Raw genomic sequence first — 23,341 nt, 5'->3', positions numbered from 1 at the left:
TGCCCTTACACATTTGTAAGGTTTGTTATATCCTGCTCCCTAAATACAATCCGCACGGTGGTCCCGCTTCCTTCTTCGGAACGGATACTCACCTCATGTCCAAGCTTGCCGCAGATCTGCTTCACGAGATATAATCCCATCCCCGTAGATTCCTGGAAGGTTCGTCCATTCACCCCGGTAAAATATGCATCGAACACGCGCGGCAGATCTCCTGCTGGTATGCCTACTCCTTCATCCCGGATCTCAAGCACAGTCTGCTTATCTTCCGTGACCATCCCTTGGAAAAAAACATGTTTGCCCTCTTCAGTCGTATAACGAACAGCGTTCGTAATCAGCTGCGTAAGGACAAAAGTGAGCCATTTTTCATCCGTGGTTACGGTAATCTGCTCATCTATTTGTATAGCTGGAAATACTCTTTTTCGAATAAAAAGCCGCTTCTGCTCAGAGGTCACACCACGTACGATGGTCTCCAAATTCAGCCGTTCCACATAGAAATCGTGCTCAAAAGTATCCAGACGGGCCGTATAAAGCACGGTATCCAGTCCTTTTTTCAGACGATCCAGTTCATCACCAATTGCCGTAAAAGGCGGACCATCCTTATCCTGAATGATCAGATGAATGACAGACAACGGCGTCTTCATGCCATGTACCCATTGATTAATAAAGTGAATATGCTCTTCTAATTTGTGGCGGTAGCTGTGCAAATCATTTTTGTAGAGGCGGAATTGCGACCCCAGTAAACCTCGCAAGCTTACGGCTAGCGGAGAATCCTGTGTAGGGCCACCTGCCTCATTGAGAGAGGAGGGCGTAGTCTCCAAACGTTCATAGAACGTGCGATTGGTGACGTAACGGTAAGCGAGGTAGCCAATCAGTAGACAAGTGCTGAGCAGCGCGGCATATAAACTTACATTCAGACCGCTGCCTCCATCCAGCCGATACACTAATGTGATCAGGACTAGCTGGGCTAGATAGACCACGATCAGGGGGAACTGTTCCCGTAATAACAACTTCATTCCTCATCCCCCCAATTCGGAATCAAACGATAGCCTTGACCGCGCACGGTTTGTAGTCCATCTGTGATAGCGAGAGCGGCAAGTTTTTTGCGTACACGTGTAACATATACATTTAAGGTATTTTCATCCACGAAGGCTTGATCATCCCAGATTTTTTCGAGCAGCCTGTCCCGGGTAACGATGACGCCTGATTTTTGCATTAGCTCATCTAGTATCTTGGCTTCCGTGTGGCTTAAGTCCACTTTAGCTTCGCCTCGGGTAAGGATTAGCCGCTCTACATCCAGCGTCATTCCGGCAACGTTTAGTGTGCGTTCATTATTCCCACCGGCATAGGTGCCGTAGGCGCGCCGCAGCTGACTTTTGATTTTGGCCATCGCGATTTCGTAATCAAAAGGCTTAGTGATATAATCGTCGGCTCCATTTTCCAGCGCCATTACTTGGTCCATTTTGCCATCGCGGGCAGATATAAAAAGAATAGGGCAGGTTGAAATTCCGCGAATCTGGCGGCACCAGTAATAACCATCATATTTGGGCAAATTAACATCAAGGAGTACCAGATGTGGCGTGAACGCCTCAAACTGAGTGCGGACCCGCTCAAAATCACTCACCGCCTGCGTTTCATATCCAAACTTATGTAAATAATCCTGTAGCAAAGCCACAAGTCCACGGTCATCTTCTATAATAAATATTTTGAACATATCATGCCTCCGGTCCAGCCTTAACAATATAAGGGGGTCTGCCAAATAATATATACACCGTGCATAGGGTTAGTCAAATCGGAAGGAAGAAAAAAGAACCCATGAAGCCCCTGTTTACGGCACCTTCTAGGTTCTTGGATAAGTTAGGTTTAAGGATATCAACTAGTCCCATTGTTTCTTCTGAATCCCGGCAAGAACTCTCTCTACAGGTGCCCAGCCGATAAGTTCTGGTTGGCTCCAGCCCGGAGCAGCTTGCAGATGGCAAATTTCCATGTAGTGATCTATCCTAACTATATCCCAGGCATGAATGGCCTCGCCATTCCCAAGGGCCAAAGCTACATGCCCCCAATCCTTAAGCTCACCGTCCACCAAACCTGAGCAAGCATAAAAAACAAACGCGCCAGCTGGCGGAGCCCCGGTATTCTTGTGCGCATCGTACAGCTCTGCGGATTCGCGTGCATCGCTGCCTCCCCACATTTCGATCCCATTGCTTCTTTCATATGCATCTTCAACAAAAGCAAGACAACGCAGCGGATACTCCTGCGACCCCAGCCGCTCCTTAGCCCAACTAATGGCACTCTCAATTTCCTTGCCAAATTCCACGTCCATTACCAATATACATTCCTCCAAAGTACGATATAGTGTTGAACACATCATACCTGAACCTGCTACTCATGAGCTGGTATTATATAGTTATCAATTAAACTATCCCAATTGTACCTGAGTGGTCATCTACTTCGGCCAACCATTACTTAAAAAACATAAAAAACCGTAAATGAGCATAGCACATTACGGCTCTAACAAACTATAAATTGGTTTAAAGATACAGGAGTGGTGGTGGTAGCAGTAACAGTAGTAGTGGTAGCGGTAGTGGAGGACAATTTAAAGTTGATATTGCAGACGCCGAACGGTGATATCCCATCGAACATAAGTAACTTATTGCTTGTTGGAGTAGCTCATCTGCGGGATTTATACCGCTCATTTGACTGTAGGAGTGCTCCATCGGCTCCATTCTGCGGGATTTATACCGTACATTTGGCTATATGTGCTCCATCGGCTCTATTCTAAGGGATTTATACCGTACATTTGGCTATATGTGCTCCATCGGCTCTATCTGCGGGATTTATACCGTACATTTGGCTATATATGCTCCATCGGCTCCATTCTACGGGATTTATACCGTACATCTGACCGTATACGCTCTATCGGCTCCATTCTACGGGATTTATACCGTACATCTGACCGTATACGCTCTATCGGCTCCATTCTACGGGATTTATACCGTACATTTGGCTATATGTGCCCCATCGGCTCTATCTGCGGGATTTATACCGTACATTTGACAGTGTCGAGTAAATCAAAGGCAATTTCACTCTTCTTTCGCGCCACACTAGCTCATTCGAGTAAATCAAAGGCACTTTTGCCCTTCTTTCGCGCCAAACTAGCTCATTCGAGCAAATCAAAGGCAATTCTGCCCTTCTTTCGCACCACACTAGCTCATTCGTGCAAATCAAAGGCACTTCTGCCCTACTTTCGCACCAAACTAGCTCATTCGAGTAAATTAAAGGCAGTTTTGCCCTTCTTTCGCGCGATACTAAACCTTTACAGCAAAACAAGGGCATTTCTGCCCTTGTTTCACCACACCCTATAGCGCCACCGCTGAAACGACGCGTCCTCTTGTAATGTTGTATACCTCGTATGTTCCTCATTTCGCACGCTCTTTGCTTCATATGCTCAGCATTTCCACGCTCACTCCACATTTCGCACGCTCTTTGCTTCATATGCTCAGCATTTCCACGCTCACTCCACATCTCGCACGCTCTTTGCCTCATATGCTCAGCATTTCCACGCTCACTCCACATTTCGCACGCTCTCTGCCTCACCTACTCAGCACTTCACACACTCACTCCACATTCTATATATCCTCTACTTCCACGCTATGCAATGCGCTCACGCAGACTTATCTACCATCCAGCAGATTGCCGAGCCCGCCAAGCACGCTTCCTTCTTCTTTCCGACCGCTGTTGCCGGCAGCGGACAGGATGCGATCGGCCATTCGGCTGAATGGCAGCGACTGTACCCACACCTTGCCGGGTCCGCGCAACGTTGCGAAGAACAGGCCTTCGCCGCCGAACAGCGCGGTTTTGACCCCTTTTACAAACTCAATATTATAATCCACCGAAGACGTCATAGCGACTAGACAGCCAGTGTCCAGCTTAAGCGTCTCTCCCGGTTGAAGTGTGCGTTCCATAACATAACCGCCAGAGTGTACAAATGAAAGTCCGTCACCCTCCAGCTTTTGCATAATAAAACCTTCACCACCAAAAAAGCCGGTACCCAGCTTACGCTGAAATTCAATACCGATTGAAACGCCCTTTGCCGCGCAAAGGAATGAATCCTTTTGACAGATGATTTTTCCACCGTATTGCTGCAGGTCGAGCGGGATGATTTTGCCTGGGTACGGAGCAGCAAAGGTGACACTTTTACGTCCATAAGAACCACTGTGTGTAAAGACAGTCATAAACAAGCTTTCACCTGTCAACAGACGTTTGCCCGCGCCCATCAGCTTCCCCATTAAGCCACTTCCTCGCGAGCCTCCGCTGCCGTCGCCAAATATCGTCTCCATTGTTATTTCCTGATCCATCATCATGAAGCTCCCGGCTTCGGCAATTACACTCTCTCCTGGGTCAAGCTGCACCTCTACACACTGTATTTCCTCACCCATAATGGCATAATCAATCTCATGAGCACTCATCCCGCAGTTCCTCCTTATAATTAAAGTCAACATGTGACTTATGAATGAAAATATATACGTGCGTTGCGATTCACGGTTTCGCAAATCCTAACTATCCATGAAAACCGCATATATTCAGCAAAAAAATCAACCAGAGGTTCTGGCTGACCTTAATCCGGTATCCCTGAAAAATGTTATTTATTCCAGCTTTCTTCAGGTTACTGTACCACATCTCTTGTCAATACTTGATAATATGTTACAATACTTTTTATACTTAAATGTTTATTTAGTAGTCTAATTCTAATGATAAAGGTGAAATGAATGAATCCACAATCGGAATATGCAATTCTGCTATACTATAAATTTGTAAAAGTGCCGGATGCAGAACAATTCGCCCAGGAGCATTTGGCTTACTGCAAAGAGCTTGATGTAAAGGGACGAATTCTCATCTCAGATGAAGGCATTAACGGAACACTATCAGGTACGGTTGCCCAAACCGAGCAATATATGAAGGATTTGCGCGCAAACCCTCTGTTTAGCGATATCGTCTTCAAGATCGATGAGGCTGAGGGTCATGCCTTCAAAAAGATCTTCGTTCGTTATAAAAAAGAACTCGTGACGTTCCGGGTCGAGGATGAACTGGACCCTAACGTGATTACCGGAAAGCATCTGGCGCCTAAAGATTTCTATGAAATGATGCAGCGCGACGATGTGGTGATTCTGGATGGTCGTACCGGTTACGAATTCGATCTTGGTCATTTCCGCGGCTCCATCCGCCCCGAAGTAGACAGCTTCAAAGAATTCCCGGACTGGATTCGCGAGAATATGAGCGACCTTAAGGATAAACCAATCCTGACCTACTGTACAGGCGGGATCCGCTGCGAGAAATTAAGCGGGTTTATGATGAAGGAAGGTTTTGGACAGGTGTACCAGCTGGATGGCGGCATTGTGACTTACGGTAAAGACCCTGAGGTACAGGGCCAACTGTTTGATGGAAAATGTTATGTCTTCGATGAGCGGATTTCCGTACAGATTAATCATACCGACGAGGATATCGTTGTCGGACGTTGCCATCACTGCGGTCAGCCAGCTGACCAATTTATCAATTGTGCTAACGATGCTTGTCATCTTCAGCATATTTGCTGTGAGGACTGTGAAACACAGCACAGTGGTCATTGCTCGGACGAATGCGAAGCAATCACGAATGCCGTGGGCTAAATAAAAGGACAAGCTGGCCGCAAATGTTTCTACACGATTCAAAGACGAGCACTAGTGAGTCTTAAGTTAACTAAAAGGTGGCGTACAGGATTTTCACTGTACGTCACCTTTTGTTATGAGCGAAACGTCCGAGCAACGCTCCTAAGGACTGCACCTTTTAAATTACGTCATATCCAGCAAAAAAAAGTCAACCAGAAACTCTGGCTGACCTTAAATGTAGTATATCCCCGAATAAGCTGTTTATACCAGCCTTCTTCACATTACCGTACCATCATGCGGTTTACGTAGTGTAGATTGAATCTTTGGCGCCTTCACTAGCTTTGGTTTGCCTAAAGAGGTTGTAAAGGTGATCACATAGCCGGCTACGACTACTGCCATCACTGTATACATCGTTTCTTTAACAGGCATATAAAAGAGTGATAGTGCCAGAACGATTACATCCATCATGATGAATACCGTACCTACTTTGATTCCCTTCCATTCACTAACCAGCAGCGACAAAATATCGTCTCCACCGCTAGCCCCGCCACTCCGCAGGATAATTCCCGCTCCTAAACCTGTCAGTACGCCGGACAAAAGAGCTGCTAATGCCAAATTGTCCTGCAAGTTGATGACCAAACCGGAATAACGTTCCATGAGACCATAGAAGATTGTAAAAGCTCCTACAGAAACAAAAGTGTTGCACACGAACGCTTTCCCTTTGAACATCCATGCTATCAAGAGTACTGGAACGTCTAGAAGCAGAGTTGAAATCGAAGGTGAAATTCCTAATACGTATTTGCCAAGCAGCGATAATCCTACGAATCCGCCCTCTGACAAATGATTCTGAAAATTGATGTGATAATAAGTAAATGCAAGCAAAAATGTTCCAAACAAAATGACTGTCAATCGGAGCAGTACATTCACTCCGTAATTGTGGTTCCTCATACAGGTCTCCCCTTATCGTATATGGCGGCTAGACGTCCCACCAACCTCTACGACGGGTAAAACCGGAGGTATTGCTCCTTCGCATATATATACTCCTTCCCCTCGCAGAGGCGGTTCGTCAAGTAACAACGGTTTACGCACCTTCTACAGGGAAGCTAAGTATAAGACAGATCATAACGTTTCCAAATCGTCCTTTGGGGAATCGTCCTTCGGGGACACATGGTATCCTGATCCTTTCTCTAATTTGATAAGTTCTGTTTACATTATACCACGGAGCCACCCTACTCTAAACAGTTTGCCAGAAAAAAGCAGGAATCACTCTGTACTCCGCAGCAAACGGTTGATTGTTTCACGTCTTACACCGATCAATTGTCCTATTTCTTCCTGGGTCAATAACTCTGTTAGCGCTGCGCCATGAGAGTAGTCATTAAACCAGCGGGTTAGCAATTCCATACGTTCTGCAGGTGTACCTACAGTAAGATGATCCAGCCGTGTCTGCATAAACCGTACCTTCTCCTGAAGCAGTCTGGCGATTTCCATCGCTTGACCAGAATCATCCCGCAGTTGTTGATACCATTCTGCTGATGGAACTGCCTCCACCTCGCTCTTCATCATCGCAACTGCCGTTCCATGCGCCTCCTTTGGCGAAATGAGTGAATGATGGGGAACCATCTCACCGGGATACAGGATGTTGAATAACACCATGTTCCCATTCTCATGAAGTCTTGTGACCTTGAACAGCCCGCTTTTTACCTTAAATAAAAAATCACAGCTGTCTCCTTGGCGGAACAAGACTTCCCCCTTATGTAATATCATCTCGCTCGCTCCTTTTCCTTCTGATTATATATATTTTCAATTATATAAAATTAAACCTCATTTATGGAGATAAATCTACCTATGGGCGAGGAGGTGGGTGATTAATGTCCATACAAAAACTGCTGGGTGCCAGAATGAAATTTCTGGCACCCAGCAGTTCAATTTATTTATAAAGTTACTTTGCTTCAAGCGGTTTCTTCCATAATCCGAGCATCAATCCGGAGATGACCGAACCGATCAGAACAGCTAAGAGGAACAACAGCGCGTGGCTTGAAAGGGCAGCTACAAAGATCCCGCCATGCGGAGCCGGCACGTTGATATTCCAAAGCTGTGTAAGACCTCCAGCAACGGCCGAACCAAGAATACAAGAGGTTAGGACACGAAGCGGATCGGCTGCGGCGAATGGAATGGCCCCTTCCGTAATGAACGATAAGCCCAGCACATAGTTCGTTAAGCCTGATTTACGTTCTTCTTCTGTGAATTTATTCTTAAAGAAAGTAGAAGCCAGTGCTATTGCAAGTGGAGGCACCATCCCCCCCGCCATTACAGCAGCCATCATGAAGCCGTTGGTATTGCCACTGGTAGTGAATACACCGATGGCAAAAGTATAAGCAGCTTTATTGAAAGGTCCACCCATATCTATGGCCATCATGCCACCGAGAACCAGACCCAAAATAACAGCATTAACAGTTCCAAGATCATTAAGCCAATCAATCAGCCCTACATTGATCCAGCTAAAGACCGGATCGAACAGGTAATACATCAATCCACCGGTAATTAGAAGCCCGAATACCGGATATAACAGGATCGGCTTCAGTCCGTCAAGTGTTTTAGGCAGTCCTGCAAATACTTTACGTAATCCGATAATTACATACCCCGCCAAGAAACCAGCAGCCAGCCCGCCGAGGAACCCAGCGTTGGAATTCAAGGCCATGTAACCCCCAACCATACCTGGCATCAGAGCCGGACGATCACCAATGCTAAGCGCTATAAATCCAGCAAGGACTGGAATTAGGAAATGGAAGGCACCATCTCCGCCACCAATTGTCTGCAGTAACTGGAACAGCGGATGATCTGCTCCACCTACTTGTTCAATCAGGAAGGAGATTGCTAGCAGAATACCGCCACCGACTACAAACGGGAGCATGTGGGAGATCCCATTCATTAAGTCCTTATATATTTTACTGCCGATACTGCCAGATTTCTCTTTAGACCCTTCGTCATTGCCACCGCGACCTTCATTGTGATAAATCGGCGCTTCCCCATTCATAGCTTTACGAATAAGCTCTTCCGACTTACGGATGCCATCACTTACAGGTCTTTGCAGTACAGGTTTACCGTCAAAACGGGCCATTTCCACCTTTTTATCAGCTGCAACAATTACACCGCTTGCACGCCGAATCTCATCAGGGGTAAGTACGTTTTTGGCCCCTTCTGAACCATTCGTCTCTACACGGATATTAACTCCCATTTCCAGAGCTTTTTTCTTAAGGGCATCTTCAGCCATAAAAGTGTGTGCAATGCCTGTAGGACAAGCAGTTACAGCTACGACAAAAGCTTGGGAATCCGGGTTGCCCACGATTACACGTTCAGGCTCTGACTTCGCGGCAGTTTCAGCAGCTTCGTTCTCTTTCTCCTTAGCTTCACCTTCCGCCTGCTTGGCATCAAACAAAGCTGATACCTCGTCAGGAGTCTGAGTATTCATAAGCTGTTCAATGAACTCGCTATCGATCAACAGTCTGGACAATGAGGCCAGTGTACGAAGATGCATATTGCCTGCTCCTTCTGGAGCGGCAATCATAAAGAAGATACGTGCTGGCTCATCATCAAGGGATTCAAACTCCACTCCCCTTGCGCTCTTAGCAAATACAACCGTCGCTTCATTTACCGCTTTAGTCTTAGCGTGCGGCATTGCAATGCCGCCGCCAATCCCAGTGCTGGACTGCTCTTCGCGCTTCAGAATCATCTCTTTAAAAAGGATCGGATCATTAATTCGGCCACTTGCAGCAAGACTCGCAATCAATTCATCAATTGCAGCTTCCTTAGTTGTAGCTTTTAGATCCATGATCATCGTTTCTTTTATCATTAAATCCGTTATTCTCATCATGCTCAACTCCCTTAAGTACTTTGAATGCTGTCGGCTTACACTTCTGAGATTTGGATCAGCGGTCTCAGCTGTTCAATGAATTCTCTGTCCGCTAAGTCATCAGAGAATGCGGTTGCACTGCCCGAGGCAACGCCTGCACGGAACGCCTCCAACAAGTCTCCTGTCAAAGACAGTGTCCCTACAAAACCAGCGATCATGGAATCTCCTGCACCTACAGAATTTTTCACTTTACCTGATGGTGCGTTGGCGTGGTATACCCCTTGCTCCGTAATGAACAAAGCCCCTTCACCCGCCATAGAAACCAGTACATTTTTCGCTCCTGCATCCAGCAGCTTGCGTCCATAAGTAATAATCTCTTCCCTCGTATCTATGGTTACGCCGAATAGCTCTGCGAGCTCATGATGGTTCGGTTTAATCAGCAATGGCTGATACGCCAGTGCTTTTTGAAGTGCAGCACCAGTAGTGTCAATGACGAATTCCGCTCCGCTCTGTTTGCACACAGCTATAAGCTTGTCATAGAAATCTGCACCCAGTGATGGGGGAACGCTTCCCGACAAAATCACTACATCCTCCGCGTTCAGGGCAGCCAACTTTTGCAATAGTGCATTGGCTTCAGGATCATGAATGACGGGTCCAACACCGTTGATCTCCGTTTCCTCTCCATGCTTGAGCTTGATGTTAATCCGCGTATCATCAGAAACAAACACGAAATCGCTTGAAATTGACTCTTCGTGTAACCAATCCTCAATATATCGGCCGGTGAAGCCTCCAAGAAATCCCATAGCCTTATTCTGAACCCCAAGCTGATTAAGCACTCGGGATACGTTAATTCCCTTCCCTCCCGGAAGCTTCAAATCACGTTTCATCCGGTTCAAGTCACCCAGTCTCAAATCTTCCACTTCCACGATATAATCAATGGAAGGATTAAGCGTTACAGTATAGATCATGATTATCCCTCAATTATGTTGGTTTTCTAAGCTATAGATTACCGATCACAAGTACGGCATCTGTAATTTCTCCAAACGATCACACGGTAATTCATAATTGCTTATCCTATATAAAATTTATACCAGCGTGAAATCCACACCCAATTGCGTGATCTCACGGATGAATTTGTCAGACGCTCCTGAATCTATAATGCAATGATCCATTTCCGTCACATCTGCAACCTTGCTAAAGGATACCTGCCCCAGTTTACTGTGATCTGCCAGTAGAATAACTTGCTTGGCGACTGCGATCATTTTGCGTTTTGTAGCTGCCTCTAACATGTTCGGAGTTGTGATGCCTTCCCGCAAATCCAGTCCATTAGTGGCAAGAAAAGTTTTATCCACTCTCACCATATCTAAGGAACGCTCTGTCATCGGTCCAACAAAAGCCATCGTATCCGGGCGAAGCATACCGCCTGTAATTGAGACTTCGATATTGCGGCAATCCCGCAGTTCATTCAGCGCCATAATCGAGTTCGTAATGACTTTGATATTCGAAAAGTTCTTCAGCTCTCTGGCAATCTGCAGTGTTGTTGTTCCTGCATCAAGCAGTATTGCGTCACCCTCCTGAATCATCTCCACGGCCTTACGGGCAATCCTTTGCTTCTCATCCAACAAATGGTCTTCCTTATCAGGATAAGCTGCCTCAAAATTAACACTCTGCAGGGAAACCGCTCCGCCATGAGTACGCTTTAATAGCTTGGCTTCTTCCAGCTCCTTCAGATCACGGCGCACAGTAGACTCAGATACGCCCATTTCCTGACTTAGCTCCTGTACAGAAGCTCTTGAGTTTTTTTCCACAAAAAGCACGATTTTTTGTTTTCTCTCTTCCTCAAACATCATCGTGGCTCGCTCCTTTATGTGACAGCGCGACCTGTGCAATTCCTTGCGCTCATCTATGAATTTTCTTGACCGTTAATTGATTATATGTGACCGTTATTGATCGTTTGTGCTCGTTTATGATTTTAACAGCGTTTTCATCCTGTGTAAAGTGCTAAAAAGAGACAGTGCAAAATTACATCCGAATTGCCTATCTCATATGCGGCATTTATAACATATTAATAATACATACCGGGAAAAGCGGGTGATCAGAAATGGCCAATGGAAGAAACAGCGGGAGAAATAAAGGCAACAGCAATGCTAATAAGAATGGGACCACCAATAACAATAACCCAGTGGAATCCGCAGAACTTAGCGCTGAGGATTATGAGATCATCGCAGCTGGACTTGTAGCGTTAGGTGAGATTTTTTCCTTTTTATCTCTTGTTAAAGCAAGACAAGTTACCAAAGAAACCGGAGGCGAAGATGTAGTTCCTGAAATCTTTACTTTATCCACTAGAAAATCTCATAGACGAAAGTCAAGATAATCTGTGAAAAAGCAGATAAATAGTTATATCTCCTTGTTAAATTGCGAACTTTTTACTTGGCGTAACCTTTGTAACTAGAACCTCTATATGGGTATGCCAAGAACTACCTAAAAGGAATTGCCCGCTTTTGAATCAATACTTGTAAATTAGGGTTATTAAACTACATAGACATAAATTTGAATTTTGGGGGATGTTTTTATTGCCACAACAGAAGTATTTTCGGACAAGCCTTGCTATTATCGCCTTTTTACTGATTTTGTACTTAGGCTCCAAAGTAATGTTTCTCTTCGCCCCACTGGGTGCCATTTTCAAATTATTACTTGTTCCTATGATGTTATCAGGGTTCATGTACTACCTGCTGCGTCCGTTAGTAAGAATCCTTGAGAAAAGAAAATTAAACCGGGCGTTCTCCATCCTGCTCATTTATTTTCTGATTGCCGGCTTGTTCGTTCTCTTCTGGATTCTAGTCTGGCCGACACTGCAAGAACAAATTCAGAACTTTATTGATAACACTCCTTACCTCGTGCAAGGTTTGCAGGATCAGTTCAATGCATTGAGGGAGAATCCGACACTGTCACGTTTTTTCAAAGGGGACTCTGACGTCGCGGCCCGTTTATCAGAATTTCTTAGCGATACTATTACCTGGGTTACCAATTCCATGTCCAATTTGATTGGCGTTGTTTCCAGCATTGTAGTGTTAATCGCAACTTTGCCCATCATTCTGTACTACATGCTAAAAGATGACTATAAGCTATCGCCTAAGCTTCAAGGCTTAATTCCGAGAAAATATCGTAAGGAAGGGCAAGAGATGTTTGGAGATATCGACAGCGCCTTAAGCAGCTTCATCGTCACACGTGTGGTGCTAAATGTCGTACTCGGTATTATGTTATATATAGGGTTCCTTATCATCGGACTGCCTTACTCCCTGTTGCTCGCCGTAATTTCAGTGCCCCTTAACTTCATTCCATATGTGGGATCATTCTTAGCAGCGATTCCGGTAATTATAGTGGGTTTCATTGAATCACCAACGATGGCCATATGGTCCCTGGTTGTAATCTTCATTGCCCAGCAGATCCAGGATAATGTACTCTCACCGATTATTTACGGAAAATCATTGGATGTTCATCCACTGACTACGGTCATCCTTGTCCTTATAGGTGGAGACTTCTACGGTATTATCGGAGTTCTTATTGCGCTCCCTGTTTATATGATTATAAAAATTGTTTTCCTGCGCGTGTATGAGATTATTATTGCAGACCGGATAGATGAAACTGAGCCTATCAAAAAAGAGGAGCTATAACGGTTGTAATCTACTTCGTGAACGGGCGGAGCTTATCTATAAAATAAAAAAGGGTACGTCTCCAATCACTCGGAGTCGTACCCTTTTTTATTCTTTACAGGTGCCTGAAATCATCCTCGTAAAGAACGAACTACAAAGATGTGATTGCCCTTCATCAGGTTTTGGCCGTTCTGAAGAGTAACTGAACCTTTCGTATGTGAGGTAATAATCGTATTAAAGGCAATAAGCTGATCTTCTTTCCAGACGCTAACCGCCGATTTAAAATACACTGCATTGTCAAATTGCTGCCGATCCCTCATCACATAACCTACGGAATGGAGAACTGGAGGCAGCGCTCTTTCTTTTGGAGCCAGAGCCTTAATAACAACAATATCCCGAAACGGCACAGCAATTTCCTGATGGCCAATCACCGCCACCGATGCGGAAAGGTCCCATTTGCGGAGGATTCCCTTCATAATGGTATAAGGTTTCTCCCCGCAGTACATTATAACGGGTTTACCTACCCAATGCTTCATAGCTACCTCCCCTTCGCATCACTCCATAAATTATAAGTCCGGAATGAACCAATCTATTCCTGCCAACCCCTGCGACTCTAAAAATTGGTTGGCCTTTGAGAACGGACGACTGCCAAAAAATCCACGATGCGATGAAAGTGGGCTTGGATGAGGCGATTGCAGCACCTTATGCCGGCTTTTATCGATGAAGGCGCCTTTTTTCTGCGCATGACTTCCCCATAATATAAACACCATAGGCGTAGATCTTTCATTTAGCTTTTGCATAATAGTGTCTGTGAATGTCTCCCAGCCCAGACCTTTATGCGAACCAGCCTCACCTTCACGTACCGTCAGCACGGTGTTCAGCAACAACACTCCCTGCTCTGCTAAGTGCAGCAAAGAGCCGTGGTTCGGAACAGGCACACCGACGTCCTCCTTCAGCTCTGCATAAATATTGCGCAGTGACGGAGGGATACGTACCCCCGGATTGACAGAGAAGCTTAGTCCGTGCGCTTGTCCGGGACCATGATAAGGATCTTGACCTAAAATAACTACACGGGTCTCCTTATAAGGCGTTAATTTCAATGCTGTGAACAATAATTCTTTTGGCGGATAAACGGTATGTTCCTTATATTCTTGTGTTAGTGCGTCCATTAATTTTAGAAAATAGGGCTTTTGCATTTCATCCTGCAATACCTCATCCCAATCGTTGCCAAACATCCCCAAACTCCTCCTTTAACCGAAACCATAGCGATATAGCTTTTTTATTTCCGACCATAATCCGCTTTGATCTCGCCCCACTCTTTGGTCTGCCACTTGAGCACCTTATTGTCATATGTATTGGTTTGCAACCAACGCTCTGCCCGATCAATAAGCACCCAAATTTCCTCTGTTGAAGAATCGCGCGGCAAGGTTGTTGCCACCTTCTTCTGCTTCACCCACTTCATTGCATTTACTGAATCACTGTAGACCGTTTTATCGCTTCCCTCTTTCTTCAACAACGCCAAGGCATGAACAATCGCTAAAAATTCACCTAAATTATTAGTGCCCTTTTTGATCGGACCACAGGAGAAAATGATATCTCCCGTTTGTGTATCTACACCCTTATATTCAACAGGCCCCGGATTACCACGAGTCCCCACATCTACTGAAATACTGTTGTAATCAATCTCCTCAGAGGTCTCTACTGTAGCACTGCGTTTAAAAGAACTAGTCCCCTTAGACTTTGCTGCACCAGCTGCCCCTGTTCCCCAATTCCCCTTCCAGCCCGCTTTATATGCCGCATCAGCTGCTGCTTTGGATTCATAGGATTTATATTTTGCACCGGTATAATGATCTGTCTGTGCCTGGCATTCTGCCCAAGTGCTATAGACTCCCGGTTGTTTACCTTCCCAGACTACATAATATTTCTGTTTGGCCATGGATAATGCTCCTTTTCTACTGCCTGTACTTATTGTAATCCATATTGCTCGTGAATTCATCGGATAAATCACATTTTTCAGGTCATACTATACGCCAGAGATGTCCAGGCCTATATTACCATTTGTAGATTGATTGGTAAATTACTAACTAATCACTCTATAGTAAGCTCGAAGGATATCAGTACAATTACTTAGGGAGGTTATACAGATGAGAAAGATAGCAAGTGTTGCTGCGGTATTTGCTTTTGTGTTAATGGTCGGATGTGGAAATGCAACAAACAATGCCAATAATGCTACTGCAACAAGCACTCCTGAGAACACGAACAATGCGGGAACCACTAATAATACAGGCACGGCTAATAATCAAAATAACACCACAGATGCTGTAACCTCAGCTTCCGTAGTAGATAATGAAGAAGCCTTCAAACGCGCCATCAGTCCAGAAGGAACCTGGATTGCTGCCACACTTAAAGACTTAACCTTCACCGAAGATCTCGTGGTGGATGGAGAATTCATGAATAAAGAGGAACCCGCCAGAAAAATTGCTCTATACACACAAGATGCGGATCACAACATCACCAACTCCTTTAAACTGACTGCTCCAAAATTGACCATCAAGAGTAAAAACGCCCGCATCCAAGGCGGCACTTTTATTGGAGATGTATACGTAGAAGCGGATGGATTTACCCTGGTGAACGCAACCGTTGAAGGCAATGTCTACTTCGCAAACGATCAATATAAATCCACCTTTAATTCATCCGATCAAGGAAAAGTAACTGGTGTTACAGAAGTGAAAAAATAAGATTCAACCCCAAAAAGGTGATCTCAAGTCGTTAAGACTTGAGACCACCTTTTTTATATACACCCTTATTCTTGATAAAAACCATCTTTGAAAAAGTTGTACCATCCCTCGACGGTTTCGATTGGGAAACCCTCTAACTTCTTCATAACTTCCCTTGCAAATTCTAAAGAAGCTGTGCCATTAGCTGTAATAATATATTCACTCGAAACTGCCTGTTTTTCTATATAATTTGCTTCTCCTTTATAATTAGGAGCATTTTGTTTTAAATAATCCAATGAATTTCCGGTATGCGGTATGTTGTCTAAATAGCCATGTTCAGCCAAAAAAGTTGTAGCATCACATATAGCGGCTATAGGTACACTCTCCTGCAGACATTTTTCAATCACTGGAGTAATAGCTGAATTATCTTTCCAGCCTGTGCCCCCGATTAAAATCAACATTTCATACTGAGCAGGTAAACTGTCTAAAGTATAGTCAGGTACAACAGTAAATCCACCCATAGATTTAACATTGTCGCTAGTTAGAGCAACTGTTCTTACTTTATATTCACTTTCCTGCTTATTTAGTTCGGCACTAATATATCCGCTTTCCCAATCAGCGTAGCCATTGGATAGAAACATCAAAACTTCTTTTTTCATATATTAGCACTCCCTTTAAGTTCTAACGCCACTTCCGCCACTTCTCGCCCATTTACCAGCAGCACAATCCGGTGCTCTCCTGGATAATGACGCCGAGTTGTTAAATCAGCCCAACGATGTGTCCGTTTACCTGACAGAATTGTACCTCCAGGTACGGTCTTATCCGATAACAAAAAAGATTTACGGGAGGTTCGACCTGCCGCTTTCACGAAATAGATTCCGTATTCAATCCGAATCCGTGCCGGAGCTCCCTCACGAACTTGAAGCTTATACTGTAATTCAGAGCTTTCGCCAATGGTCAGGATTGAAGGTTCCAATAGAATGAAGGCACTCGTTATAAGTGGAGCAGCTTCGTCTGTCTGCTCTGCGTATCCGAATAAAGCCATAATCTCTGGCTCAGCTTTACGAATCAAAGAACGGCAGCCGTGCCGCACAATCCAGTCTGTATCGGGATGTGTTCCCTTCCAGCGCCGAGCGGTATCGAGCACCACTTCCGGATGATCCTTCGCAATATCATTCAAATGATTAGCGACACTTTTACGCACATACAGGGATGTATCCGCCTTAAGCTGCTCAAGTACAGGTAATACCGGAGCTGGGTCAAGCTTGAACATGGGAAGCGCCTGTCCCCAAGGCAGACGAGGCCGACAGCCCTCACTAGCCAGCCTACGTACATGCTCATCAGGGTGCTTCGCCCATACCAGCATTTGAGCCATCATCCGCTCTGGTTCCCGTAAGAGAAACGGCCTAACTGCAAATTCAGCCGATGATTTCGCTGTGAATCTTTCCAGCGCCTGCATAGACAATTCCCAATGATCGTCTCCCTGACCATATACCTCAACAAAATCCGGAAAAATCAAATAAGGAAATCCTACACAATCGTCAGCAATGGCGAATAGGCTAGCCAGCGCTTCCTCATAAGGAAGCTTTAAGTGGCTGCCCAACGTCTCGGTGATCCGCCGCATTCTTGCCTTCAGCTCAAGCGTTTCCCACGGTTCAGTCATGGCTGAGCTTACAAATGCCTCAGTCTCGAAGACATTATGTACGCCACGAATCTTTTCGCCGAACTCACGCAGAAATTGTTCATTGTACATTGCTTTTAAAGGTTCAGCCATTCGATAATCCCTCATTTTCTTCTTTAGATCAGCAGACTTGATTCTGTCAGGAAATCGTAGCACACCCAAGTTGACAACAGTATGTCAACTTTGGCAGTTAAGAATTAATAAGTACCTTTACCTCTTCAATCCCTTGTTGGGCTCGACTGTTTAACGCGCGCTTATCTTTAAGATTATGTTCTTTAAGTTCGTGTCCAGGATCAATGACCAGCGGCTGTGAGATTACATCCTCGAGAATTTGCACAGCAACCTTACAGCCTTGAAATAACAGTTCTTTTGTGATCACTTGGTTATGAGAACGAATGATTTCAAGCATTTTTTCCGCATAAATCAGTCTAACCAAACTATCGGCGCTCATAATATTCCGCGAAGCAAAAGAAGCCACTTTTTCCACAATCCAGCTATCCTGATAATTCCGCGAGATGGATTCCAGTATCGTAATCGCATCCCAGTCCCGTATCGACAACTGCTTGACGTGCTCCATAGCCCATTCCTGCAGCCATTCCAGCTCCACTTCTCTTGGAATTTCAAAACTTTTGTACTCCTTAAGTACTCCTGCTTTATGCATATTTAAAAAATGACCCAAAAACTGAATGTACAGCTCCTTGGCTCTTTGTGTCGGTTCTGTCATCTGGCAATCATCCTTTCATTATCCAAATCATATCCATTCCCCGGTTTCTTTTCAAATTAAAATAAAAAAGGACAGGTAGCGAAATCATCGCAATACCTGCCCTTTAATAACTTCGGGTTATGGTAAATAGTTTGCTTCAACCGGAGGGGTTTTCTCCACTATTTTCAGTTCTAGTCCTCCGAATCTCTTCGCCAGCTTGTTATATACCAGCGCTACCAGCATACCCACCAATCCATAAATGAGTATCAAAATAACCGGCATAATCAAATAAGGGATACCCATAACAACAATAAACGTCTCTTTAATGATAAGCCCGACCACCACCATCCCTAGACCTACTATAAACAATAGCAATGTAGGAATGATCATAAAATAGATAGTTGTTTTAAAAAAACTCTTTTTGTTAATTTCCAGCACTTCATAGTCTTTCATTATGTAATCCCCTTAATTTATTTAGAGTGGTAAAATTACCCTCTTCGTTTCATTAAAGACGATCTTAAATACAATTTCAACCAAATTTCTCATATTTTCGACTTTTACCAAAGAATTCTTCCTAAAACTCAACGATAAATCATGGTAAAATAACTCCTATGGTTAAAATATCATCATGTACAAGATGTCACCGGAGGGAATAACATGCCACAAACACTAGTGAAAAATATTGATTTTTTTATAGCTGCCTTATCCCAAACCTATATTTCTGCGCTACAGCTTGATCCTGATGGAATGTATTCAGAGGTTGCTTCAGGAATTGTTGAACTGTTCTCTGACGAACAAGTACGGCTGAGAAGATATGACGGATCAGTATCCCATTATGCAAGAGACAACACCAAATTTCAGCGATGACAAAAGGACGTGAACTGGAAAAAGGTCATTGTGAATGATCCTCTTCCAGCTCACGTCCTTATTCACTCTACACACAACTAATCTAGCACAATCCATTCGCCTTCAGCATCCGCTGACTTCATTTCTGCTTCCACGATTCTTAAAGACTCCGCTGTACTCTCTGGCGTACAAATAATGATAGGCTTATCCTGGATAATAACATCCAGAAAATATACAAGCTCTCTATAGTAGCCAACATCCGGTGAAAGTTCCGCTAAATAGCCTGCCCCGTCATTCGGATTGACCTTGACCTCGCTGCCATCAAACACTATATTTCCACGTTCAAAATTAACCCGGTACCCCATGTAAAAACCAAAATCACCTTCCAGCGTCCAATCCACCTGAGCATTAATTACTTTTGCATCCTTATAAAAATAGTGAGTCGATGCGATATCATATCCGCTACCCGGAAGGACATTACGTCCTAAGGATGATACTTTATCCGGTCTGCCGAACAGATAGTTAATCATATCCGTATCGTGAATATGCATATCCATAATGCCTCCACCGCTTAGTGTCTCATCAAGAAACCAATCCTTAGGAGCACCAGAACCCCTGTAAAAATACCCTTCCGTGACCTGACCGAACTGCCCGCTCTCTATCACTTCTTTTAAATATTCATACCCCGGCCAAAAACGGAGGCAATGTCCGATCATCAGTTTTTTCCCACAGCGGGCTGCCGTTTCCACCATCTCCAGCGCTTGTACGGAAGTTCTGGCCATCGGTTTCTCACAAAAAACATGATATCCACGTTCCAGCAGCGAACAAGTCATTTCCGCATGCAGATAAGTAGGAACCGCAATGTCGATCATATCCAGTTCCTCACTGGCTATCATTTTCTCCAGATCATCGTATAGATTGTAAGCTGACAAATCATAGACTTCCTGGGCAGTGCTCATATTCCCGCCTGCTTTTCCATCCTTTAATTCCTCAATTCGCAAATCACAGATGGCTTTAAGGGCAATGGGCTGCCCCTCTTCCGTTAAGCGCACATAATTATCAAAATGCATCCGGCCCATAAATCCAAAGCCGATCAAGCCTATTTTCAACATCGTGAAGTCTCCTTTACTAAAAGTATGTTACTTAACGTATCCGTATCCAGGCCCCTTCCTGATCAGCCGATTGGATTTCAGCCTCAATGATTTCTATGGACTGGGCAGCACTTTCGGGCATACATAGGGTCACTGGCTCATCGTTCTGGATGATTTTCAAGAAATATACCAACTCTCTGTAATATCCGGTATGCGAAGAAAGCTTCGCAATGAACCCCGGTTGACGATTAGGATTTACCTTAACTTCCGCGCCATCAAAGACTACATTTCCCCGTTCAAAATTAATCCGATAGCCCATGTAAAAACCAAAGTCGCCTTCCAGTGTCCAGTCCGCTTGGGCATTGACCACTTTTCCATCCTGATAAAAATAATGAGTGGAGACGATATCATAGCCACTTCCCGGTAAAACCTTCCGCCCAAGCGTTGATACTTTATCTGGTTTCCCAAACAAGTGATGGATGATGTCCGTATCGTGTACATGCATATCCAGCATACAGCCGCCACTTAGCTCATCATTGACCAACCACCCTTTAGGAGCACCGGAACCCCGGTAAAAATAAGCCTCTGTCACTTCACCGAACTCACCGCTAGCTATAACCCCCTTCAAATATTCATATCCCGGCCAGAAGCGAAGACAATGACCAATCAGTAATTTTTTTCCGCTGCTTTGCGCCGCCGCTACCATCTTCCAAGCTTCTGCGGAATGTCTCGCCATCGGCTTTTCACAGAACACATGATACCCTCGTTCCAGCAGCGAACAAGTCATTTCAGCATGCAAGTACGTAGGTACTGCAAGGCTAATAGCATCTAGTTCTTCTTTTTCGAGCATATGCTCCAAATTCTCATAAAGGCTGTAAGGGGATAAATCATATACCTCGTGGGCTGTGTTCATATTCCCCGCGGATTTAGTATGTTTAAGGACTTTAATCTGCGGGTCACAAATGGCAACCAGAGAAATCGGATGGCCGTCTTCCTGCAATTGAACATACTGATCAAAGTTCATTCGGCCCATAAATCCAAAACCCACCAGCCCCACTCTGAGCACAGCCTTCACCTCTCTTAAACTTAGTAACTAGTGCGTCCTAAAATAGCATCCATCGCTGCAGAAGTATTAAAAATGATTTGCTCCGAATAATGCGTATATGGCGGTATCATTTCTCCAGTAACATAATTGCTGTAGCCGATCTCTTGCAGTGCTTCCATAACAGCAGGATAATCCACATCCCCAGCAAGTAGATCAACAAATCCATGAAGTCCTCCGGCTGCCCGGCGGTAATCTTTGAAATGCACCTTCTTGATTCTATGGCCTAGAATCCGTATCCACTGCTCTGGATAACCAGAATGAACGATATTCCCTACATCCAGATAGGAACCTACATAATTGGAGCCTACAGCATCTATAAAAGAACGTAATTCGAGCGGAGACAGCAGGAATTTATTCCACACATTTTCAATCCCAATAGAAACACCCGCCATTTTTGCATCCTGAGCTAGATCACTGATCGCCTTCAAGGCTCGATCATAAGCTTTTTCATAATCGACTATTTCACAGCCCTCAATAAAATCCACACCAACCGCACCAGGAATGACAAGAATCGTATCTACGCCAAGTGTTGCTGCCAGCTCCAATTGTTTTTTACATACATCGATAGCCTTCGTCCGGTTCGCCGCGGATTCACTTGTCATGGCATATGACCAATATAGTCCTGTCGCCAGTCCTGCAATTTCTAATCCCATCTCCTGAATGGAATTTTTGATCTTAATAGCTTCTTTCTCAGTGGTTTGCAGGCCAAGTTCACCCGATTCATTCAAAGATAACTCAATTCCGTCGAAACCTGCCGCTTTAGCCAGACGTGCACATTCTTCGATCTCAGTACCTTCGCGAAACGACCAAATGTTTATTCCCTTTTTCATCTGAATCCTCCTCAAATTTGTTATTTTCCGTTTTTTAAGATTCTGCCCTAAATGCGCTTATATCCTTGATTTATTTATATTATAATAGATTGTAAGTTAGATTTATTTAGGTGAACAAGAGATTTGTTGCACGATTCCGGTCTATTTAATAAATCATTTTATACTGTATGGGAGGTTTATTCGTGGCTGAAAAAGAACCCCGTTATCCCCTGAGAAAACAGGTCCCTTCCCGGGAGTGGTCACCTGGCATTCACTACGCACAATTCCAAACTCTCTCACCTTGCCTCTTTCCAAGAAGAAGATTGTATGATTTCGAGCTGCTATACGTTCGCCAGGGGAAATTATCAACAAAGATGGATACGGAGGAATATATCCTGAATTCAGGACAACTGATATTTCTTTCTTCCGGGGTATATCATCAGAATGCGATTGTCTCAGATTCGGAAACCAAACTCATTGGGATCCATTTTGATTTTTTTGGGGAATCGATTATTACAAGCGATGAAGACATGCTGGTCAATGAGGAGGAGGTTATGGACGAGAAGTTTGCCTTGGAAGCTGTGACCGCTCCTTTTATGCCATTGTCACAGGAGCCCATTTATACCCCGCCACCCGAATGTATCCATGCGATGGAACAGCTCGTGTATGAATTTACGATGCGGCCTGCCGGTTATGAATGGGTCTGTCGGGGGTTACTGCTCGGCGTTCTAACCTCGCTGCTCCGAACACAAAGCTCCCGGAATGCAGCCAAATCTTCCGTGCATACCGGGCGGATCAGAGCTTTAATCGATGAGATGGATTCAAAGCTAGCAGACCGCTGGAGCAATAAATCCATGGCTGGTGCCATGAATATGCATGAAGACCATTTCTCCAAGTTATTTCGTGAGGTAGCTGGCATGCCTCCTGGTGAATATCTCCGTTCCATCCGGCATCGAGAAGCACGCAAGCTGCTGCGCGAAACGGATTGGCCGATTGAACAGGTCGGGGATAAGGTTGGTTATCCTGATATCCATTATTTCAGCAGGGTATTTACTGCGAATGAGGGAATTTCTCCGCGGGCTTATCGCAAAATGTCCCGGATACTCTAGATACGGAAAACTCAAGATATCTCAGTCCAAGTAAGAAAAACTCCCAAAAACATTGAGGGTGATGGGTCATCTGCTTTGTGTGATACCTGTGGGGGCCGATAAACAATATACATTGTACGGTGAGATGTGCAATAT

Annotated in this window: 26 protein-coding genes; 7 read left to right on the top strand and 19 right to left on the bottom strand. The window is 44.6% G+C overall.

All coding sequences use genetic code 11. The features are described from left to right. Positions 1-5: 5 nt before the first annotated feature. The 3 genes from MHH63_RS05710 to MHH63_RS05700 all read right to left on the bottom strand — a co-directional run bounded on the left by MHH63_RS05710 (position 6) and on the right by MHH63_RS05700 (position 2,326). Entirely contained in the window at positions 6-1,013 is a 1,008-nt protein-coding gene (locus MHH63_RS05710; RefSeq protein WP_280753405.1) for a sensor histidine kinase, read from the bottom strand. Further along, the gene (locus MHH63_RS05705) at positions 1,010-1,711 is read right to left on the bottom strand and encodes a response regulator transcription factor (protein WP_038572574.1); all 702 of its coding nucleotides are present in this window, start codon (positions 1,709-1,711) and stop codon (positions 1,010-1,012) included. Before MHH63_RS05705 ends, MHH63_RS05710 begins: the two co-directional genes overlap by 4 nt. A gap of 162 nt (positions 1,712-1,873) precedes the next feature. Then, positions 1,874-2,326 (bottom strand): NlpC/P60 family protein, encoded by a 453-nt coding sequence (locus MHH63_RS05700; protein ID WP_340010862.1) that lies wholly within the window; start codon positions 2,324-2,326, stop codon positions 1,874-1,876. A 428-nt stretch (positions 2,327-2,754) separates the two neighbouring features. Between MHH63_RS05700 and MHH63_RS05695 the strand changes: the two genes are divergently transcribed. Further along, entirely contained in the window at positions 2,755-3,054 is a 300-nt protein-coding gene (locus tag MHH63_RS05695) for a hypothetical protein (protein ID WP_341171309.1), read from the top strand. Positions 3,055-3,671: 617 nt separating this feature from the next. Here the strand turns inward: MHH63_RS05695 and MHH63_RS05690 are convergent. Continuing rightward, on the bottom strand, positions 3,672-4,466 hold the full coding sequence (locus MHH63_RS05690) for a TIGR00266 family protein (RefSeq protein WP_038572584.1): 795 nt from the start codon (positions 4,464-4,466) through the stop codon (positions 3,672-3,674). A 300-nt stretch (positions 4,467-4,766) separates the two neighbouring features. Between MHH63_RS05690 and trhO the strand changes: the two genes are divergently transcribed. After that, positions 4,767-5,663 (top strand): oxygen-dependent tRNA uridine(34) hydroxylase TrhO, encoded by an 897-nt coding sequence (trhO, locus tag MHH63_RS05685; RefSeq protein WP_076302702.1) that lies wholly within the window; start codon positions 4,767-4,769, stop codon positions 5,661-5,663. A gap of 255 nt (positions 5,664-5,918) precedes the next feature. On the opposite strand, the gene MHH63_RS05680 is transcribed toward trhO, so the two are convergent. From MHH63_RS05680 to MHH63_RS05660, 5 genes are all read right to left on the bottom strand, one after another. Beyond that, positions 5,919-6,590, bottom strand: coding sequence for a YitT family protein (locus tag MHH63_RS05680; RefSeq protein ID WP_076130250.1), 672 nt, complete (start codon positions 6,588-6,590; stop codon positions 5,919-5,921). Between the two features lie 315 nt (positions 6,591-6,905). After that, positions 6,906-7,406 (bottom strand): Crp/Fnr family transcriptional regulator, encoded by a 501-nt coding sequence (locus MHH63_RS05675; RefSeq protein WP_076134543.1) that lies wholly within the window; start codon positions 7,404-7,406, stop codon positions 6,906-6,908. A 175-nt stretch (positions 7,407-7,581) separates the two neighbouring features. Further along, on the bottom strand, positions 7,582-9,510 hold the full coding sequence (locus MHH63_RS05670) for a PTS fructose transporter subunit IIABC (RefSeq protein WP_076184202.1): 1,929 nt from the start codon (positions 9,508-9,510) through the stop codon (positions 7,582-7,584). 38 nt (positions 9,511-9,548) lie between these two features. Next, positions 9,549-10,460 (bottom strand): 1-phosphofructokinase, encoded by a 912-nt coding sequence (pfkB, locus tag MHH63_RS05665; RefSeq protein WP_341171308.1) that lies wholly within the window; start codon positions 10,458-10,460, stop codon positions 9,549-9,551. A 117-nt stretch (positions 10,461-10,577) separates the two neighbouring features. After that, positions 10,578-11,342 carry a DeoR/GlpR family DNA-binding transcription regulator gene (locus tag MHH63_RS05660; protein WP_305953507.1) on the bottom strand — a complete coding sequence of 255 codons (765 nt, stop codon included), beginning with the start codon at positions 11,340-11,342 and terminating at the stop codon, positions 10,578-10,580. 251 nt (positions 11,343-11,593) lie between these two features. On the opposite strand from MHH63_RS05660, the gene MHH63_RS05655 reads away from it, so the two are divergent. Together MHH63_RS05655 and MHH63_RS05650 are read left to right on the top strand one after the other, a co-directional pair. Further along, positions 11,594-11,866, top strand: coding sequence for a hypothetical protein (locus tag MHH63_RS05655; RefSeq protein WP_076130246.1), 273 nt, complete (start codon positions 11,594-11,596; stop codon positions 11,864-11,866). Positions 11,867-12,056: 190 nt separating this feature from the next. Continuing rightward, positions 12,057-13,166, top strand: a complete 1,110-nt coding sequence (locus MHH63_RS05650; RefSeq protein WP_076130245.1) for an AI-2E family transporter — start codon at positions 12,057-12,059, stop codon at positions 13,164-13,166. Positions 13,167-13,276: 110 nt separating this feature from the next. On the opposite strand, the gene MHH63_RS05645 is transcribed toward MHH63_RS05650, so the two are convergent. Genes MHH63_RS05645 through rnhA form a run of 3 tightly spaced genes read right to left on the bottom strand, consistent with a single transcriptional unit; the run spans position 13,277 to position 15,081 of the window. Continuing rightward, the gene (locus tag MHH63_RS05645) at positions 13,277-13,681 is read right to left on the bottom strand and encodes a hypothetical protein (RefSeq protein ID WP_036683006.1); all 405 of its coding nucleotides are present in this window, start codon (positions 13,679-13,681) and stop codon (positions 13,277-13,279) included. Positions 13,682-13,711: 30 nt separating this feature from the next. After that, positions 13,712-14,380, bottom strand: coding sequence for a uracil-DNA glycosylase (gene ung, locus MHH63_RS05640; protein WP_339187992.1), 669 nt, complete (start codon positions 14,378-14,380; stop codon positions 13,712-13,714). Between the two features lie 44 nt (positions 14,381-14,424). Further along, a complete protein-coding gene (gene rnhA, locus MHH63_RS05635; protein WP_076184205.1) occupies positions 14,425-15,081 on the bottom strand; it encodes a ribonuclease H in 657 nt (218 codons plus the stop codon). Between the two features lie 208 nt (positions 15,082-15,289). On the opposite strand from rnhA, the gene MHH63_RS05630 reads away from it, so the two are divergent. Continuing rightward, positions 15,290-15,883, top strand: coding sequence for a hypothetical protein (locus MHH63_RS05630; RefSeq protein WP_076130242.1), 594 nt, complete (start codon positions 15,290-15,292; stop codon positions 15,881-15,883). A gap of 65 nt (positions 15,884-15,948) precedes the next feature. On the opposite strand, the gene MHH63_RS05625 is transcribed toward MHH63_RS05630, so the two are convergent. The 4 genes from MHH63_RS05625 to MHH63_RS05610 all read right to left on the bottom strand — a co-directional run bounded on the left by MHH63_RS05625 (position 15,949) and on the right by MHH63_RS05610 (position 18,699). Beyond that, the gene (locus MHH63_RS05625; protein ID WP_076184206.1) at positions 15,949-16,521 is read right to left on the bottom strand and encodes a type 1 glutamine amidotransferase family protein; all 573 of its coding nucleotides are present in this window, start codon (positions 16,519-16,521) and stop codon (positions 15,949-15,951) included. Beyond that, the gene (locus MHH63_RS05620; RefSeq protein ID WP_341171307.1) at positions 16,518-17,636 is read right to left on the bottom strand and encodes a DNA alkylation repair protein; all 1,119 of its coding nucleotides are present in this window, start codon (positions 17,634-17,636) and stop codon (positions 16,518-16,520) included. The genes MHH63_RS05625 and MHH63_RS05620 overlap by 4 nt, the downstream gene beginning before the upstream one ends. A gap of 97 nt (positions 17,637-17,733) precedes the next feature. Beyond that, entirely contained in the window at positions 17,734-18,267 is a 534-nt protein-coding gene (locus MHH63_RS05615; RefSeq protein ID WP_076134553.1) for a hypothetical protein, read from the bottom strand. Positions 18,268-18,384: 117 nt separating this feature from the next. Continuing rightward, positions 18,385-18,699, bottom strand: coding sequence for a hypothetical protein (locus MHH63_RS05610; RefSeq protein ID WP_076130239.1), 315 nt, complete (start codon positions 18,697-18,699; stop codon positions 18,385-18,387). Between the two features lie 204 nt (positions 18,700-18,903). Between MHH63_RS05610 and MHH63_RS05605 the strand changes: the two genes are divergently transcribed. Then, the gene (locus MHH63_RS05605; RefSeq protein WP_036683023.1) at positions 18,904-19,113 is read left to right on the top strand and encodes a hypothetical protein; all 210 of its coding nucleotides are present in this window, start codon (positions 18,904-18,906) and stop codon (positions 19,111-19,113) included. 77 nt (positions 19,114-19,190) lie between these two features. Here the strand turns inward: MHH63_RS05605 and MHH63_RS05600 are convergent, their stop codons facing one another. The 3 genes from MHH63_RS05600 to MHH63_RS05590 are packed head-to-tail and all read right to left on the bottom strand — an operon-like array spanning position 19,191 to position 22,118. Then, positions 19,191-20,204, bottom strand: coding sequence for a Gfo/Idh/MocA family protein (locus MHH63_RS05600; protein ID WP_076217948.1), 1,014 nt, complete (start codon positions 20,202-20,204; stop codon positions 19,191-19,193). Between the two features lie 31 nt (positions 20,205-20,235). Next, on the bottom strand, positions 20,236-21,249 hold the full coding sequence (locus MHH63_RS05595; protein ID WP_076308955.1) for a Gfo/Idh/MocA family protein: 1,014 nt from the start codon (positions 21,247-21,249) through the stop codon (positions 20,236-20,238). A gap of 20 nt (positions 21,250-21,269) precedes the next feature. Then, positions 21,270-22,118, bottom strand: coding sequence for a sugar phosphate isomerase/epimerase family protein (locus MHH63_RS05590; protein WP_076130236.1), 849 nt, complete (start codon positions 22,116-22,118; stop codon positions 21,270-21,272). 182 nt (positions 22,119-22,300) lie between these two features. On the opposite strand from MHH63_RS05590, the gene MHH63_RS05585 reads away from it, so the two are divergent. Then, positions 22,301-23,206 carry an AraC family transcriptional regulator gene (locus MHH63_RS05585; RefSeq protein ID WP_076279195.1) on the top strand — a complete coding sequence of 302 codons (906 nt, stop codon included), beginning with the start codon at positions 22,301-22,303 and terminating at the stop codon, positions 23,204-23,206. Positions 23,207-23,341 lie beyond the last annotated feature (135 nt).

The sequence above is a fragment of the Paenibacillus sp. FSL H3-0310 genome (assembly GCF_038002785.1).
Taxonomy (GTDB): Bacteria; Bacillota; Bacilli; order Paenibacillales; family Paenibacillaceae; genus Paenibacillus_AQ; species Paenibacillus_AQ odorifer.
The sequence above is the reverse complement of the archived record's forward strand: the minus strand, read 5'-3'. Positions and strand labels throughout refer to the sequence as shown.